Source organism: Pseudomonas serboccidentalis (assembly GCF_028830055.1).
Lineage (GTDB): Bacteria > Pseudomonadota > Gammaproteobacteria > Pseudomonadales > Pseudomonadaceae > Aquipseudomonas > Aquipseudomonas serboccidentalis.
Window position 1 is genome coordinate 1,566,694 of record NZ_CP101655.1, and the last position, 13,894, is coordinate 1,580,587.

At 61.8% G+C, this 13,894-nt stretch carries 16 protein-coding genes; 8 read left to right on the forward strand and 8 right to left on the reverse strand.

Annotation, left to right across the window (positions count from 1 at the left end; translation table 11 throughout):
* Positions 1 to 46 precede the first annotated feature (46 nt).
* From NN484_RS07175 to NN484_RS07190, 4 genes are read left to right on the forward strand one after another with little or no spacing between them, the layout of a single operon-like run.
* The gene (locus NN484_RS07175; protein ID WP_215500425.1) at positions 47 to 529 is read left to right on the forward strand and encodes a Fur family transcriptional regulator; all 483 of its coding nucleotides are present in this window, start codon (positions 47 to 49) and stop codon (positions 527 to 529) included.
* Positions 529 to 1,314: a zinc ABC transporter ATP-binding protein ZnuC gene (znuC, locus tag NN484_RS07180; protein ID WP_127649398.1), complete on the forward strand. Its 786-nt coding sequence runs from the start codon at positions 529 to 531 to the stop codon at positions 1,312 to 1,314. The genes NN484_RS07175 and znuC overlap by 1 nt, the downstream gene beginning before the upstream one ends.
* Complete coding sequence (gene znuB, locus NN484_RS07185; RefSeq protein ID WP_042556960.1) at positions 1,307 to 2,095, forward strand: zinc ABC transporter permease subunit ZnuB; 789 nt, start codon at positions 1,307 to 1,309, stop codon at positions 2,093 to 2,095. The genes znuC and znuB overlap by 8 nt, the downstream gene beginning before the upstream one ends.
* Positions 2,096 to 2,132: 37 nt before the next feature.
* Positions 2,133 to 2,846, forward strand: coding sequence for a PA5502 family lipoprotein (locus NN484_RS07190; protein WP_127649396.1), 714 nt, complete (start codon positions 2,133 to 2,135; stop codon positions 2,844 to 2,846).
* 82 nt (positions 2,847 to 2,928) lie between these two features.
* Here the strand turns inward: NN484_RS07190 and katE are convergent, their stop codons facing one another.
* Complete coding sequence (gene katE, locus NN484_RS07195) at positions 2,929 to 5,070, reverse strand: catalase HPII (RefSeq protein ID WP_215500759.1); 2,142 nt, start codon at positions 5,068 to 5,070, stop codon at positions 2,929 to 2,931.
* A 257-nt stretch (positions 5,071 to 5,327) separates the two neighbouring features.
* Between katE and NN484_RS07200 the strand changes: the two genes are divergently transcribed.
* The 3 genes from NN484_RS07200 to NN484_RS07210 all read left to right on the forward strand — a co-directional run bounded on the left by NN484_RS07200 (position 5,328) and on the right by NN484_RS07210 (position 7,855).
* Positions 5,328 to 6,335: a methionine ABC transporter ATP-binding protein gene (locus NN484_RS07200; protein ID WP_127649392.1), complete on the forward strand. Its 1,008-nt coding sequence runs from the start codon at positions 5,328 to 5,330 to the stop codon at positions 6,333 to 6,335.
* Positions 6,335 to 7,009 (forward strand): methionine ABC transporter permease, encoded by a 675-nt coding sequence (locus tag NN484_RS07205; protein ID WP_425518800.1) that lies wholly within the window; start codon positions 6,335 to 6,337, stop codon positions 7,007 to 7,009. The genes NN484_RS07200 and NN484_RS07205 overlap by 1 nt, the downstream gene beginning before the upstream one ends.
* Positions 7,010 to 7,084: 75 nt before the next feature.
* Positions 7,085 to 7,855 (forward strand): MetQ/NlpA family ABC transporter substrate-binding protein, encoded by a 771-nt coding sequence (locus tag NN484_RS07210; protein ID WP_215500423.1) that lies wholly within the window; start codon positions 7,085 to 7,087, stop codon positions 7,853 to 7,855.
* A gap of 195 nt (positions 7,856 to 8,050) precedes the next feature.
* Here NN484_RS07210 and NN484_RS07215 read toward each other — a convergent pair whose 3' ends face one another.
* Genes NN484_RS07215 through NN484_RS07235 form a run of 5 tightly spaced genes read right to left on the reverse strand, consistent with a single transcriptional unit; the run spans position 8,051 to position 11,959 of the window.
* Positions 8,051 to 8,686, reverse strand: coding sequence for an SCO family protein (locus NN484_RS07215; RefSeq protein ID WP_102355457.1), 636 nt, complete (start codon positions 8,684 to 8,686; stop codon positions 8,051 to 8,053).
* On the reverse strand, positions 8,683 to 9,582 hold the full coding sequence (cyoE, locus tag NN484_RS07220; RefSeq protein WP_123470215.1) for a heme o synthase: 900 nt from the start codon (positions 9,580 to 9,582) through the stop codon (positions 8,683 to 8,685). Before cyoE ends, NN484_RS07215 begins: the two co-directional genes overlap by 4 nt.
* Entirely contained in the window at positions 9,570 to 10,649 is a 1,080-nt protein-coding gene (locus NN484_RS07225) for a COX15/CtaA family protein (protein WP_215500422.1), read from the reverse strand. The genes cyoE and NN484_RS07225 overlap by 13 nt, the downstream gene beginning before the upstream one ends.
* A gap of 10 nt (positions 10,650 to 10,659) precedes the next feature.
* Positions 10,660 to 11,253 carry a hypothetical protein gene (locus NN484_RS07230; RefSeq protein ID WP_215500421.1) on the reverse strand — a complete coding sequence of 198 codons (594 nt, stop codon included), beginning with the start codon at positions 11,251 to 11,253 and terminating at the stop codon, positions 10,660 to 10,662.
* Complete coding sequence (locus NN484_RS07235) at positions 11,219 to 11,959, reverse strand: SURF1 family protein (RefSeq protein WP_215500420.1); 741 nt, start codon at positions 11,957 to 11,959, stop codon at positions 11,219 to 11,221. Before NN484_RS07235 ends, NN484_RS07230 begins: the two co-directional genes overlap by 35 nt.
* Before the next feature lie 70 nt (positions 11,960 to 12,029).
* Between NN484_RS07235 and NN484_RS07240 the strand changes: the two genes are divergently transcribed.
* Positions 12,030 to 12,233, forward strand: a complete 204-nt coding sequence (locus NN484_RS07240) for a twin transmembrane helix small protein (protein WP_127649383.1) — start codon at positions 12,030 to 12,032, stop codon at positions 12,231 to 12,233.
* Positions 12,234 to 12,288: 55 nt separating this feature from the next.
* Here NN484_RS07240 and NN484_RS07245 read toward each other — a convergent pair whose 3' ends face one another.
* Together NN484_RS07245 and NN484_RS07250 are read right to left on the reverse strand one after the other, a co-directional pair.
* Positions 12,289 to 13,176 (reverse strand): cytochrome c oxidase subunit 3, encoded by an 888-nt coding sequence (locus tag NN484_RS07245; RefSeq protein ID WP_127649382.1) that lies wholly within the window; start codon positions 13,174 to 13,176, stop codon positions 12,289 to 12,291.
* A gap of 25 nt (positions 13,177 to 13,201) precedes the next feature.
* Complete coding sequence (locus NN484_RS07250) at positions 13,202 to 13,753, reverse strand: cytochrome c oxidase assembly protein (RefSeq protein ID WP_096797313.1); 552 nt, start codon at positions 13,751 to 13,753, stop codon at positions 13,202 to 13,204.
* Between the last annotated feature and the right edge of the window lie 141 nt (positions 13,754 to 13,894).

Below are 13,894 nucleotides of genomic sequence, written 5' to 3' on the forward strand. Positions count from 1 at the left end.
AGAACGGGTAACATAATAACGTCTCTATCAAAACTCGTCGCCGCCCATGCCTATTACACCGATTGCCAGCCGTCCCCACGACCACTCTCATTGCGTGCACAGCGCACTGACCGAGGCCGATGCCTTGTGCTCCCAGAAAGGCCTGCGCCTGACTGCGTTGCGCCGGCGGGTGCTGGAACTGGTGTGGCAGAGCCACAAGCCGCTGGGCGCCTACGACATTCTCGCGGTACTCAGCGAGCAGGACGGCCGCCGCGCTGCGCCGCCGACCGTGTACCGCGCACTGGATTTTCTCCTGGAAAACGGCCTGGTACACCGCATCTCTTCGCTCAACGCCTTTGTCGGATGCGTGCATCCCGAGCATGCGCATCAGGGCCAGTTCCTGATCTGCCGCGACTGCCACGCCGCCATCGAGCTGGAACAGAAAGCCATCAGCGACGCGATTATCCAAAGCGCCAAAGACGTTGGTTTCATCGTCGAAGCGCAGACCGTCGAAGTGGTCGGCCTGTGCGCCGGTTGCCAGGGGGCTTGATGAGCAACCCGTTGATCCGTCTCCAGCACGTCGCTGTCACCTTTGCCGGGCAGGCCGTGCTGGACAACATCGAGCTGAGTGTCGAGCCGGGGCAGATCGTCACCCTGATCGGCCCCAACGGCGCCGGCAAGACCACTCTGGTGCGCGCCGTGCTCGGGCTGTTGAAGCCGGACAGCGGCAGCGTCTGGCGCAAGCCGAAGCTGCGCGTCGGCTACATGCCGCAAAAACTGCATGTCGATCCGACCTTGCCGCTGTCGGTGCTGCGCTTCCTGCGTCTGGTGCCCGGTGTAGACCGCCCGCGTGCATTGGCGGCGCTCAAGGAAGTCGGTGCCGAACACGTCATCGACAGCCCGGTGCAAAGCGTTTCCGGGGGTGAGATGCAGCGTGTGCTGCTGGCCCGGGCGCTGCTGCGCGAGCCGGAGCTGTTGGTGCTGGATGAGCCGGTGCAAGGCGTCGATGTCGCCGGGCAAGCCGAGCTGTACAGCCTGATCACCCGCCTGCGCGACCGTCACGGCTGCGGCGTGTTGATGGTGTCCCACGATTTGCACTTGGTGATGAGCACCACCGATCAGGTGGTGTGCCTGAACCGTCACGTCTGTTGCTCCGGGCATCCCGAGCAGGTCAGCGGCGACCCGGCGTTCGTCGAGCTGTTCGGCAAGAACGCGCCGAGCCTGGCGATCTATCACCACCATCACGACCACGCCCACGATCTGCACGGTTCGGTGGTCAAGGCGCCCGGTGCGGGCCACACCCACGTTCACGGAGACCACTGCAAGCATGGCTGATTTTCTGTTGTATGCCCTGCTTGCAGGTCTGGCCCTGGCGGTGGTCGCCGGGCCTTTGGGCTCATTTGTGGTCTGGCGGCGCATGGCCTATTTCGGTGACACCCTGTCCCACGCCGCGCTGCTTGGCGTGGCGCTGGGCTTTCTGCTGGATGTCAGCCCGACCGTTGCGGTGACGGTCGGCTGCTTGCTGCTGGCAGTACTGCTGGTGACGTTGCAACAGCGTCAACCGCTGGCGTCCGATACGTTGTTGGGAATTCTCGCACCGAGCACGCTCTCTCTCGGGCTGGTGGTACTAAGCTTCATGCATGAAGTGCGGATTGACCTGATGGCCTATCTGTTCGGCGACCTGCTGGCGATCAGCCCGACCGATCTGGCGTGGATCCTCGGCGGCAGCGCGGCGGTGCTGGTGTTGCTGGTGACGCTGTGGCGACCGCTGCTGGCGATCACCGTGCATGAAGAGCTGGCCAGGGTCGAAGGCCTGCCAGTGGCGGGTCTGCGCATGGCGCTGATGCTGTTGATCGCGGTGGTGATCGCGGTGGCGATGAAAATCGTCGGTGTGTTGCTGATTACCTCGCTGTTGATCATCCCGGCGGCTGCGGCACAGCGTCACGCCCGCTCGCCGGAGCAGATGGCCCTGGGCGCGAGCCTGCTGGGCATGCTCGCCGTGTGTGGCGGGTTGGCGCTGTCATGGTTCAAGGACACCCCGGCGGGGCCGTCTATCGTTGTGACGGCGGCCGCACTGTTTCTGCTGAGTTTTGTTCTGCCCCGTCGAGGGGTGTAGACTTGCTCGCTTTTTGCGCAATTAGAGAGTCGCAGGAATGAAGCCGTTCGCCTCCCGTTATCTGCTCCTTGTCGCATTTTCCGTGCTGCTGGGCGCCTGCCAAAGCACGCCGCCGGTGGCCGAAGTCCCCGACGCGCGGGCCACGGCCATCGCACAGCTGGAGCAAAGCCTGGCCAGTAGCGAACTGGCCACCGCTGAAGACCAATTGGCCGCCTTGCAGGCACAGAACCCCAACGATCATTCCCTTGAGCAATACCAGCGCCAGTTGGCCGAAGCCTATCTGCGCCGCAGTCAGATCGTGTTGCAAAAAGGTGATGTGAACGCCGCAGCCACCGCGCTGAGCCGTGCCCGCGCCCTGATGCCCAAAGCCCCGGCGCTGACCGGTGGGGTCAACGGCGCCATCACTGAAGCCCGTAAAGCCGAGCTGGAAAAAGCCGAAGCGGCGCTGCTGGCGGCCGAAGCCAGACCGAAAGCCAAGGTGATCGATCCGACCGCCGAGAGCACCACTATTGCGCTGAACATCAACGATAGCCGCAAACTTCGCCGGCAACTGGATGCGATCGCCGCCGATGTAGTGAATTACGAGTGTGCCGTCAGCATTCAGGCACCGCGCACCCACGATTATCCTTGGCTGGCGACGTTGCTGACCAAGCGGGTGAAGAAACTCAATCCGGATTTCGACCTGCAGATCGAAAAGCAGATCCTGCGCACGGTGCCGGCGCAGATGGTCTTGAGCCCTCGTAAACCGTAAAAAAGATCGCAGCCTGCGGCAGCTTTTACATGGGATTGAGGTACACCCTGCAGGAGCTGCCGAAGGCTGCGATCTTTTGCTTTTAGGCCGGAATGGCTTTCGCCTTAGGCTCCCGCGCCCAGACCCGATGCTGTCCGATCGCCGCAAAGAACGGTTTGCTCAACGCCGGCACCTCCTTGCCCTGCAGCAACCCCGCATCCGCCTCCAGCTTCAGCAGATCCTGCAACTGCTTGGCCTCGCCGTGCAGCGCAATCGCCTTCAGGTGCTTGTACGCCTCCAGCAAGTAATGCAACGCGACGCCATCGCCGCTCAACGCCTTGATCGACGCAGCGCCACCCGGCACGAACACCGCATCGAAGATCACCGAAGGCATGCCTTCCATCGACGCATCCACCGCCAGGCTTTTGCCGTCGGACGTCTTTACGGGCGCTGATGTCGGGCCCAGCAATTTGGCGTGCGCACCTTCAGCGGCGAGAGCCTTCTTCATCGCATCAATCGCCGCACCATCAACGCCGTTGGCGGCAAGAATCGCCACTTTGCGGGTTTTGATGCTTTCCGGCAGCAGATTGGCCTGACTCAGCGCCGGCGAATGATCGAACGAGGTTTTGCGCACTTGGACCGTGCCTTTGCTCGGCGCCGGCAGGCCCAGATTGGCCGCGACACGCTTGGCCAGTTCCAGGTCGATGTTGGCGAGAATCTCGTTCACTTCCCGCGCGCGAATGAACTCACGTTCAACCTTGCCCAGCTCGAAGCTGTAGGCAGCGATGATGTGCTCCTTCTCGTGCGGGCTCATGCTGTTGAAGAACAGTCGCGCCTGGGAGAAGTGGTCGCTGAACGATTCGCTGCGCTGGCGGATCTTGTTCGCATCGATGCGTTCCGGGTAACTCTCGAAGCCGCCGTCCTGCGCCGCTGGCGGGGTTTCCTTCGGCCAGCCGCCATCGATCGAATTCGGCTCGTAGGACGCGCGACCCTTGTCGATCACCGTGCGGTGCTGCGCGTCGCGCTGACCGTTGTGGAACGGCGCCACCGGGCGGTTGATCGGCAGTTCATGAAAATTCGGCCCGCCGAGTCGGCTGATTTGCGTGTCGGTGTAGGAAAACAGCCGACCTTGCAGCAGCGGATCGTTGGAGAAGTCGATGCCGGGCACGATATGGCCGGGGCAAAACGCGACCTGCTCGGTCTCGGCGAAGAAGTTGTCCGGGTTACGGTTGAGGGTCATCTTGCCCAGCGGGGTGATCGGCACGATTTCTTCGGGGATCAGTTTGGTCGGGTCGAGGATGTCGAAATCGAAGTCGTGTTCGTTTTCTTCCTCGATGATCTGCACACCCAGCTCCCATTCCGGATAGTCGCCCATCTCGATGGCTTCCCAGAGGTCGCGACGGTGATAGTCGGTGTCTTTACCGGCGAGCTTCTGCGCCTCGTCCCACACCAGCGAGCAGGTGCCGGCGGTCGGGCGCCAGTGGAATTTGACGAAGCGTGATTTGCCCTCGGCGTTGATCAGGCGGAAGGTGTGCACACCAAAGCCCTGCATGCTGCGCAGGCTTTTCGGGATCGCCCGGTCGGACATTGCCCAGATCACCATGTGCGCCGATTCCGGCACCAGCGAAACAAAATCCCAGAACGTGTCGTGGGCCGAGCCGCCGGTCGGGATTTCGTTGTGCGGCTCGGGCTTCACCGCGTGGACGAAGTCGGGAAACTTGATCGCGTCCTGAATGAAGAACACCGGCATGTTGTTGCCGACCAGATCGAAGTTGCCTTCGTCGGTGAAGAACTTCACGGCAAAACCCCGCACGTCACGCACGGTATCGCCGGATCCGCGTGGCCCCTGCACCGTGGAAAAACGCACGAACACCGGGGTCTTTTTTCCCGGATCCTGCAGGAAACCGGCCTTGGTCAGCGTCGAATGGTTCTCGTAGGCCTGGAAGAAACCATGGGCGCCGGTGCCGCGTGCGTGGACGATGCGCTCGGGAATGCGCTCGTGGTCAAAGTGCGTGATCTTTTCACGCATGATGAAGTCTTCCAGCAGCGATGGTCCACGCGGGCCAGCCTTGAGGGTGTTCTGGTTGTCGGCGACCTTCACCCCCTGATTGGTGCGCAGGGCCTGGCCGGTGGCGTCGGAGCGAAATTTCTCCAGGCTGTCGAGTTTGGCGTTGGTGTTGGCGCGATCCTGGGTATCGGTGCCGGCCAGTTGGCTTTTATCGGACGTAGGCTTCTTGCTCATCAGTCGTAAACTCCTCGGTTGACCCCGATACGGGCGGGGACTCTTGAGTGGTTCCCGGGCACGGCACCCGGGGTTTCAAGTCGCTTACTTAATGACTGACGAGGGTTTTGGGCGTTCCTTTTTTATGACCTTTGATCTTGTTATTGCCAAATCGAAGGTTAATTGCGAAATAAATGCTAAGAACCTCTATACGGACAGGCTAAAATGCGCGCCCGGCTAACCGCTGATCCTTTTCTAACGCGCCCCACAAGGTTCGCTACGTGATCGAGTTTCAAAACGTCCACAAAACTTACCGCGTCGCCGGTAAGGACATTCCCGCCCTGCACCCGACCAGTCTTTCGATTGAAAACGGTCAGGTATTCGGCCTGATCGGCCATTCCGGTGCGGGAAAAAGTACCCTGCTGCGTCTGATCAATCGCCTGGAAGATTCCAGCGGCGGCAAGATCATCGTCGACGGCGAAGAAGTCACCGCGCTGGACGCCAACGGCCTGCGCCGTTTCCGCCAGCAAGTCGGGATGATCTTCCAGCACTTCAACCTGCTCGCTTCCAAGACCGTGGCCGACAACGTCGCGCTGCCGCTGACCCTGGCCGGCGAGCTGTCGACCAACGAGATCAATCAGCGCGTCGCCGAGTTGCTGGCGCGGGTCGGTCTGTCCGATCACGCCAAAAAGTACCCGGCACAATTGTCCGGTGGCCAGAAGCAGCGCGTCGGTATTGCCCGCGCCCTGGCGACCAAGCCGAAGATTCTGCTGTGCGACGAGGCCACCAGCGCCCTCGACCCGCAGACCACCGCATCGGTTCTGCAACTGCTGGCCGAGATCAACCGCGAACTGAAACTGACCATTGTCCTGATCACTCACGAGATGGATGTGATCCGTCGCGTCTGCGATCAGGTGGCGGTAATGGACGCTGGCGTGATCGTCGAGCAAGGTTCGGTGGCCGATGTGTTCCTGCATCCGAAGCACCCGACCACCAAGCGTTTCGTCCAGGAAAGCGAGCAGATCGACGAAAGCGAACAGCGTGATGACTTCGCTCACGTGCCGGGCCGCATCGTGCGCCTGACCTTCCAGGGTGAAGCGACCTACGCGCCGTTGCTCGGTACCGTCGCCCGGGAAACCGGGGTCGACTACAGCATCCTCGCCGGTCGCATTGACCGCATCAAAGACATTCCTTACGGGCAACTGACCCTCGCCGTCACCGGTGGCGACATGGAAGCGGCCTTCGCCCGCTTCACCGCCGCTGACGTTCACATGGAGGTGCTGCGTTAATGGAAGCCCTGATGAATTTCTTCACCAATATCGACTGGTACGAAATCTGGCTGGCCACCGGCGACACGATGCTGATGCTCGGCGGTTCGCTGTTGTTCACCGTGCTGCTCGGCCTGCCGCTGGGTGTGCTGCTGTTTCTCTGCAGCCCGCGTCAGCTCCTGGAAAACCGTGGCCTCTACGCATTCATGTCGCTGGCGGTGAACATCCTGCGTTCGCTGCCGTTCATTATTCTGTTGATCGTGATGATCCCGTTCACCGTGCTGATCACCGGCACCTCGCTGGGCGTGGCCGGGGCGATTCCGCCGTTGGTAGTGGGGGCGACCCCGTTCTTCGCGCGTCTGGTGGAAACCGCACTGCGTGAAGTCGATCGCGGCATCATCGAAGCGACCCAGTCGATGGGCGCGACCACCCGGCAGATCATCATGAACGCCTTGCTGCCGGAAGCCCGTCCGGGCATTTTCGCGGCGATTACGGTGACGGCGATTACACTGGTGTCCTACACGGCGATGGCCGGTGTGGTCGGCGCGGGTGGTCTGGGTGACCTGGCGATCCGTTTCGGCTACCAGCGCTTCCAGACTGACGTGATGATCGTCACCGTGGTGTTGTTGCTGATTCTGGTGCAAGTGCTGCAAATGGTGGGCGACCGACTGGTCGTGCATTTCTCGCGCAAATAACCGGTTTTGTATTCAAGAATGAGCCGGCCATTCGCTGGCAGGCGCCAGACGGGCGCCTCAAAAGGAGTTAGCTGAATGAAAAAACTGATCGCTGCTTTCGCTGCCGTAGCCGCTTTTTCGGCCCAGGCTGAAACCCTGACCGTTGCCGCCTCCCCGGTGCCGCACGCGGAAATCCTCGAATTCGTGAAGCCGGCACTGGCCAAGGAAGGCGTGGATCTGAAGGTCAAGGTGTTCACCGACTACGTTCAGCCAAACGTACAGGTTGCCGAAAAGCGTCTGGACGCCAACTTCTTCCAGCACCAGCCGTACCTTGATGAGTTCAACAAGGCCAAAAGCACCAATCTGGTGGCCGTGACCGGTGTGCACCTGGAGCCGCTGGGCGCCTACTCGAGCAAGCTCAAGGATCTGAAGGACCTGCCAAGCGGCGCCAACGTGGTGATTCCGAACGACGCCACCAACGGCGGCCGTGCGCTGTTGCTGCTGGACAAGGCGGGCGTGATCAAGCTGAAGGATTCGAAGAACATTCTGTCGACCGTCAAAGACATCGCCGAGAACCCGAAAGACCTGAAGATCCGTGAACTGGAAGCCGCGACCATCCCGCGCGTGCTGACCCAGGTCGATCTGGCGCTGATCAACACCAACTACGCGCTGGAAGCCAAGCTCGATCCGTCCAAGGATGCGCTGGTGATCGAAGGCAACGACTCGCCGTACGTGAACATCCTGGTGTCCCGTGCGGACAACAAGGACAGCGACGCGATGAAGAAACTGGCTGCTGCCCTGCACAGCCCGGAAGTGAAGCAGTTCATCACTGACAAGTACAAAGGCGCGGTACTGCCGGCGTTCTGATACCGGACGGGACAGGCGCAATAAAAAAGGCGATCCCTCGGGATCGCCTTTTTTTGTGCGGCAAATTCCCCTGTAGGAGCTGTCGAGTGAAACGAGGCTGCGATCTTTTGATCTTGCTTTTGAAGATCACGAGCAAAAGATCGCAGCCTTCGGCAGCTCCTACAGAGGAATGCATACCCCCCTGTAGGAGCTGACTTATTTGCGGTTAAGCATCACCGGCAGTTGTGCGACCAGTTTGGCATTGTTCAACGGCGCACGGATAAAGCCACGCTGCGTCCCGTCCGGCCCGATCACCGCCAGATTGCCGCTATGGTCGACGGTGTAATTCGGTTTGCTGGTGTCGGCCGGAATGAACGGGATGCTCACCGCATTAGCGACCTTCTGCAGCTCTTCGATCGACTTCGGCGTCAGGCCGATGAACTGCGGATCGAAGTAGCCCAGGTACTGCTTCAACTGCTGCGGGTTATCGCGGTTGGGGTCGACGCTGACCAGTACGATCTGCAACTTGTCCACAGCGTCTTTGGGCAACTCGCTCTTGATCTGGCGCAGTTGGGCGAGGGTGGTCGGGCAGATGTCCGGGCAGAAGGTGTAGCCGAAGAACAGCAGGCTCCACTTGCCTTTCAACTCGTCGATGGCCACCGGTTGACCATCCTGATTGGTCATCGTCACGCCCGGCAGGGTGCGGCTCTGCGGCAGCAGGATGATGCCGGCGTCGATCAGCGCGGTGGGGTCGCCCTGGCCCTTGCCACTCAGCACTTTATTGACGGTAAGTCCCAGGATCAGCGCGATCACGGCGACGAGGATGAAGACGGTTTTCTGGGTTCGAGTCATAGGTTCAACAGTAAGTAGTGGTCTACGAGCAGGGCGATGAACAACAGGAACAAGTAATAAATAGAGTACTTGAAGGTGTTGATCGCCGCGTGCGGCCGAGTGCCACGGTACAGCACCACGGCCCATTGCAGAAACCTTGCGCCCAGCGCGAGGGCGCAGAGCAGATACAGCACGCCGCTCATGTGGATCACGTACGGCAGCAGACTGACCGCCAGCAGGGCGAAGGTGTACAGCAGAATGTGCACCTTGGTGTAGTGCTCACCGTGGGTGACCGGCAGCATCGGGATGTCGGCCTTGGCGTATTCCTCCTTGCGATGGATCGCCAGCGCCCAGAAGTGCGGCGGGGTCCAGGCGAAGATGATCAGCACCAGCAGCAATGGCTCGGCGCTGACATGGCCGGTGGCGGCGGTCCAGCCGAGCAGTGGGGGTGCCGCGCCGGCGAGACCGCCGATGACGATGTTCTGTGGCGTCGCACGCTTGAGGAAACCGGTATAGATCACCGCGTAGCCGAGCAGGGAGGCGAGGGTCAGCCAGGCGGTCAGCGGATTGGTAAAAGTCAGCAGCAAGGCCTGGCCGAGCAGCGCCAATACCAGCGCAAAGGTCAGAGCCGCGGCAGGCGACACCCGACCTTCAGCCAATGGCCGTTTGTGAGTGCGCGCCATCACCGCATCGATGCGGCGGTCGACCACATGGTTGACCGCCGCCGCACCGCCGGCACACAGCGCAATACCCAAATTACCGAACACCAGCACTGTCCACGGCACCCCGGCGCGGGTCGCGAGGAACATGCCGACCAGCGAGGTGATGAGCATCAGCACCACCACTTTCGGCTTGGTCAGCTCCAGATAGTCACGCCACAGCGCTTGCGCGGGACGTTCGCCGATCAGAAGCGCCATGGCGTTTCTCCTTTTATTGTTATGGGCGCGGCCACGGGTTTACGCGGACTCAGGCGCCAGCGTGCGAGCACCGGCTGTTTGACCCGAACCAGACTGGTCCGCGCGTGGTAATTGACCAGCACCATGGTCAGCAGCAGCGCGGCGCCGCCGGCGTTGTGCGCTACCGCCACCGGCAACGGCAGATGCAACAGCACGTTGCTGATGCCGAGGGTGATTTGTGCGCCGAGGGCGACCAGCACCAGCCCGGCGAGCCGGGTCATGCCGACAGCCCTGAGTTGCCAGGCCAGCCCCAGCAGCACCAACGTCACCAGCAGCGCGCCGATGCGGTGAGTCAGGTGAATCGCTGTGCGCGCATCGCTGTCGAGCTGGCCGCCGAGGTAATTCGGGCCGATGTGCTGGGTCAGGTGAAAGCCGTTGGCAAAATCAGCGGGCGGCAGCCATTGGCCGTGGCAGGTCGGGAAGTCGATGCAGGCCACCGCCGCGTAGTTGGAACTGACCCAGCCACCCAGGGCGATCTGGCCGATCACCAGCAACAGTCCGGCAGTCGCCCAATACTGCAAGCGCTTGGGCACCATGAGCGCCGGTAGCACGCCGGACAATCTCAAGGTCAGCAGGAACAGCAGGCTCAATGTCGCAAAGCCGCCGAGCAAATGCCCGGTGACCACTTGCGGCCAGAGCTTGAGCGTCACCGTCCACATGCCGAACGCCGCTTGCGCAAACACCACCGCCAGGAGAAACAGTGGCAGCTTCAACGGTTGCCCCGGATGACGCCGGTTGACCCACGCACGCCCGGCCAGAATCGAAATCAGCAGGCCGAGGGTCCCGGCGAAGTAGCGGTGAATCATCTCGTTCCAGCCCTTGTGCGCCACCACCGGCGAGTCGGGGTAATGCAGTTCGGCATGGGCCAGTTGGGCTTCGCTGTTCGGCACGCTGATAAAGCCGTAGCAGCCCGGCCAGTCCGGACAGCCGAGGCCGGCGTGAGTCAGGCGGGTGTAGGCGCCGAGCAGCACGACGATCAGTGCCAGCAGGGTGGCAAACAGCGCGAGGCGAAATCCAGGTTTGGCCATGACGATGCCCTTATCCGATGTTCGACAGTTTCAGCAGATGGCGCAGGTCGTTGAGCAAGTCCTTGCCCTTCACGCTCGGGTCGTAGCGCAGCACGAGGTTGCCGTGCGGGTCGATGATCCACAGCTGCGGCGTGGCCTTGTCGCCCGTGGCCTTGCTGAAGGTTGCGGCGTCCAGCGGGTAGCGTTGCAGCTGCGGGTATTCGCGGTTCAGCTTGGCTTCGTAGTCGGCGCTCAGCGGTTGCGCGGCGGCGAGGGCGTGGCTGGCGCGTCCGGCATCGCGGCCCAGGCCGATCTGGATCTGCCGGGCGAGGTACACCAGTTGCTGGCAATCGACGGCGCAGTCCTTGGGCGCGGTCACCAGCATCTGCCAGCGCTGTTCGTCGGCCTGTACACCAAGGTCGACGCGGGACTGGCCGTTGCCGATCAGTTCGCCGTGGTAGCTGCGGCCTTCCGGCACCCAGAACTGCAATTTGTACATGCCGGTGGCGAGGATCATCGGGCCGACCACGCCGAGCAGAATCAGCAGCAGCTGGATCCGTCCGCGACGACGGCTGGCCGGGGTTTTTGCCTCAGACATGCTGGGTGGATTCATGGCCGTTCCCATGGTGGTTCTCCTTTGCGTTGTGCAATCCAAGGTAGAGGTAGAGGCCGAGCAGGGCGGTAGCCATGGCGAACCACTGCACGGCGTAACCAAGGTGTTTTTCCGGGCCCATGGCAACGACCGGCCAGTCGGCCTCATAGCTGGCGGGGCCGGGTTCGGCGCGCAGTTCGTAAGCGAAACCGTCGCGGTCGAGGGTTTTCCACAGCCTGGCCGGCTCAACGGCGGTGATGGTTTGCGGCCACATGCTGCTGGCCGGGTCGGCGTGCAGCTGGAAGGTGGCGCCGGGGGCGACGTAGACCCAGGCGTCGATACTCAGCGCATCGGTCGGGGTGGTGAATTGCGGTGTAACGCGGCGGTCCGGCCACGGCAGCCAGCCGCGATTGACCAGCAGCCACAGGCCGGTGGCTCGATCCTGAAACGGTTGTAGCAGCTCGATGCCGACCTTGCCGTTGCGCTGACGGTTATCGAGCAGCAGGCTGTGGGCGCCATCGAACCGGCCGTAGAGATGCACCCGGCGATAGGCCGGGTCGGTACTGTGCAGCAATTCGCTGCTGGCCATCGGTTCGGCGGCGCGACGTTCGGCGTAACTGGCGAGCAGGGCGGTTTTTTCCGCGCCCCGGCCCAGTTGCCAGAAGCCCAGCGACACCAGCAGCGGCAATAACAGCGCCACCACCACGGTCGGTATCACGCCCGGGCGAAAGCGCTTCATGGCCGCACCACAAAGTCAGTCGTCGCGATCGCTATACTCAACTGCATCGCCTGTCCCCCGGAGTCTTCCCATGCTCAAAGCAGCCATTGTCGTGCTGCTGATTGCCACGGTGATCAGCCTGTTCAGCGGCCTGTTTTTCCTGGTCAAGGACGACAGCAGCTCCAATCGCCTGGTCATCGCCTTGAGTGTTCGGGTGGCGCTGGCCGCTGCCACCGTCGGCTTGATCGCCTGGGGCTTCTACAGCGGCCAACTGGTGTCCCACGTGACGTGGTAGCTGCAAGCTTCTAGCTTTGAGCTGCAAGCTTGGAGCTCGCGGCTTGCCGCGGTTGTTAAAGCACATAAACGAAGATGAACAAGCCGATCCACACCACATCGACGAAGTGCCAATACCAGCTCGCCGCCTCGAAACCGAACTGATGCTCGGCATCGAAGTGGCCCTTCATGATCCGCATCAGCATCACGAACAGAATGATCGTGCCGATGGTCACGTGGGCGCCGTGGAAACCGGTGAGCATGAAGAACGTCGCGCCGTAGATACCCGAACCGAGGGTCAGGCCCAGTTCGTGGTAGGCGTGCATGTATTCCTCAGCCTGGAAGCCGAGGAACGCGCAGCCCAGCAGCACGGTGATCGCCAGCCAGATTTTCAGCGCGCCGCGATGGCCCTTCTTCAAGGCATGGTGGGCGATGGTGATGGTCACACTGGAGCTGACCAGCAGGATCGTGTTGATCAGCGGCAGGCCCCACGGGCTGATGACTTCCTTGGGCGGCGGGAACAGTGTCGGGTCAGGCGTGTGCAGCAGCGGCCAGGTGAACTGGAAGTTCGGCCAGAGCATGTGCGCGATGCCTTTCGGGCCTTCGCCACCCAGCGCCGGGCCGGAGATGTGCCGCACGTAGAACAGCGCGCCGAAGAAGGCGATGAAGAACATCACCTCGGAGAAGATGAACCAACTCATGCCCCAGCGAAACGAGCGATCCAGCTGCGGGCTGTACAGCCCCGCGCGACTTTCCTTGATCACTGCGCCGAACCAGCCGAACAGCATGTACGCCAGCAACAATCCACCGACGAAAAAGATGTACGGGCCGTGGGATTCCGGGCGCGCGGCCTTCAGATCGTTGAACCAGGTCGCCAGGCCGTACACGGTGATGACCATGCCGAACGTGGCGATGATCGGCCATTTGCTCTGGGCCGGGACGTAATAGTGCTCATGAGTTGCCATTTATTGTTCTCCTTATCGGGCACGCTTAACCGCCAGTGTTTGCAGCCACCGGAGGATGTCGGGCGGTGATATCGAACAGCGTGTAGGACAGCGTCAGGTGCTTCACGTCCTTGGGCATGTCGCGGTCAACGATGAAACGCACCGGCATCTCGATCTGCTGACCGGGCTGCAGCACCTGCTGGGTAAAGCAAAAGCATTCGGTCTTGTGGAAATACGCCGCCGCGTTGCTGGGCGCGATACTCGGCACGGCTTGGGCGCTCATCGGTTTGTCGGTGGGGTTGCGCGCGATGAAAATCATCTCGTTGACCGCGCCGGGGTTGGCGGTCAACTCGTCGTGCTTGGGATAGAACTCCCACGGCATGTCGATGTTGTTGGTCGACAGAAACTGCACGCGCACCTGGCGCGAGCTGTCCACCACCTGCTCGCCCTCGTATTGCCCGGCGGTCTTGCCGTTGATGCCGAAGGCCTTGCACATCACGTCGTAGATCGGCACCAGGGCAAAGCCGAAGACAAACATTGCCACGACGACTCCGAGCAGGCGGGTGACCAGTTTCTTCAGCGAGATCGAGTCAGCCATGGTGCATGCCCTCTACACGACGAGCCCCTGTAGGAATGAGTACCTGTGGCGAGGGAGCTTGCTCCCGCTCGGCTGCGTAGCAGACGCGAAGCTCTTGGGGCCGCTTCGCGCCCCAGCGGGAGCAAGCTCCCTCGCCACAAT